Source organism: Variovorax sp. WDL1, assembly GCF_001541225.1.
In the GTDB taxonomy this organism is placed as follows: Bacteria; Pseudomonadota; Gammaproteobacteria; order Burkholderiales; family Burkholderiaceae_C; genus Variovorax.
The window spans coordinates 2,107-4,151 of sequence record NZ_LMTS01000028.1 but is presented as its reverse complement, the minus strand read 5'-3'; the positions used below and the strand labels follow the sequence as shown (position 1 = coordinate 4,151).

Genomic DNA, 2,045 nt, shown 5'->3' with positions numbered 1-2,045 from the left:
TCGTGACGTGGATTCGCAGCAGAGGTGATTTCAGCAGCCAGGCAGATGCGGCGGCATTTGCGGTTGGCCTGAAGCTGTTTGGCGGAGCCATCCTGGCGAACAAAGACAACCCGCTTCTATTTTCATTCCTGCCGCAGCTATATCAGTTTGTCAAGGATTTGAAAGCAGGATCAACCGACAGCCAAAGAAAAGACTGATTGTTCTCTTTGCGAAATGGGATGTGAATCGCCATGGAGCTTCGTCACCTTCGATACTTCCTGGCCGTGGCCGAAGAACTCCGTTTCGCTCGTGCGGCGGAGAAGCTGCATATTGAACAATCGCCGCTGTCGCGGGCCATCAAGGAACTGGAGGAAGAACTCGGTGTGGCGCTGTTTGCCCGTACCACGCGCAGTACGCGGCTAACCCATGCCGGAACATTGTTCTTGGAGCATGTGCGTCGCGTGTTTGCCGCCTTGGAACAAGCGCGTGATAGCGTGAAAGCGGCAGCTAATGGCTTTCATGGACAATTGCGAGTGGCCTTGTCGGATGGCATTACACCGTCGCGCTTGCCGACCTTGTTGGCGTTATGTCGTCAGGAAGAACCCGAGGTCGAAATCCGCTTCTTCGAGGTGCCGCTGTCGCAGCAGATTAAAGGGTTGCACGATGATCTATACGACGTGGGGTTTGCTCAGTCCGACGAGGTGGGCGATGGCATCGTCGCGTTGCCAGCTTGGAGTGATGCGCTAATGGTGGCGGTCCCCGCTCGCCATCCTCTACTGGCCCACAAGCGTATCCCCTTGGACGAACTGCTGCGCTATCCGCTGGTTTTGTGCGATCCGCAAGTGTGTGAAGGCCATGCCAAACACGTGGAACGAGTGCTGCGTCGTGCTGACATGGAACCGTTGATCGCAGAGCGAGTTGCCACATGCGATCTGATGATGGCGCTGGTATCAGCCGGCTTCGCGCTCGGGCTGGCGGGCGCTGCGCATATTTCCGCCAGCCGTGAACCGGGAGTGGTAGCGCGGCCACTTGCGTCGCGTGTACCTCCGCTGACGACTTACTTGCTTCGTCTTGACGGTGATCCGTCCGACGAACTTGCACGGTTCATCGAACGGGTACAGACAATTGAAACGCCGGAGACTCCCAGGCCCATCCGAGGCCGCAGTTCTGATCCACCGGAGGAATTGATGCCATGAAGAAAATCATTCCGTTCTTGCTCGTGACCGCCTTGTCTGCTTGCGGCCAATCCGAGGCACCTCAGAAGGCCGCCGATTCGGAGACGAATATTCCGACGGTGGAAGAGCTGGCGGCCAACCCTGACCAGCTTAAAGGACTGCGCCAACAGTGCAAGACCGATCGCCCCAAGCTGGGCGACATGCTGTGCAACCGGGTGGCCGAAGCCACGCGCAAGCGATTCTATGGCGACGGCGAAACGCCCTATACACCGCCGAAAGAGTCGCCAAAGTTCTGATTGTTGGCCGCTCGCCGATTCGCCTTCACTTTTTTTTCGACACGCCGCAATGCGCTCGCGCTTGCGGCGTTTTTCTTTGGTTCGCCGTCGCACTCATTCTGTCTTTTTGCTCGACCTTTCTTCTGAAAACGGTCTTTGACCGGCACTGACCCGGCACCGATCCTGACGCCTGCGGCACGCCTTTGTGCCGCTCTTTCCATGAGGAATCAGCTCAGGAGAAATCGGAGGCCAGGTCATGCAAGGGACGAACGTGCTGTTCGGTCAGATCGCCGTGGTATTCGGCATCGTGATCGCCGGCGTGTGGGGCGCCACACAATGGACAGCAGCGGCCCTTGGCTACCAACTACGCCTTGGCTCGCCCTGGTTTGATTTCTTCGGCACGCCGGTCTATCACCCGTGGCGGCTGTTCGAGTGGTGGTTCTTCTTCGACGCCTACGCGCCGCGCGTGTTCGACACCGGCGGCGCCATCGCGGGCGGCAGCGGTCTTGTTGCCGTGCTGGTGGCGATTGGCATGTCGATCTGGCGCTCGCGGCAATCGCGCCTGGTCACGACCTACGGCTCGGCCCGCTGGGCGAACGCGGATGACATTCGCAAG

Annotated in this window: 3 protein-coding genes and 1 pseudogene; all 4 read left to right on the top strand. The window is 58.9% G+C overall.

Annotated elements, in window-relative coordinates; translation table 11 throughout:
* A partial coding sequence (locus APY03_RS40010; protein WP_157103377.1) for a DUF3861 family protein occupies positions 1-197 on the top strand: 197 nt, incomplete at its 5' end.
* Between the two features lie 33 nt (positions 198-230).
* Positions 231-1,175 (top strand): LysR family transcriptional regulator, encoded by a 945-nt coding sequence (locus APY03_RS06060; RefSeq protein ID WP_005304543.1) that lies wholly within the window; start codon positions 231-233, stop codon positions 1,173-1,175.
* Positions 1,172-1,450: an EexN family lipoprotein gene (locus tag APY03_RS06055; protein WP_005304541.1), complete on the top strand. Its 279-nt coding sequence runs from the start codon at positions 1,172-1,174 to the stop codon at positions 1,448-1,450. Before APY03_RS06060 ends, APY03_RS06055 begins: the two co-directional genes overlap by 4 nt.
* A 235-nt stretch (positions 1,451-1,685) precedes the next feature.
* Positions 1,686-2,045 (top strand): annotated as a pseudogene (locus APY03_RS43325) (conjugal transfer protein TraG); the annotation flags it as partial.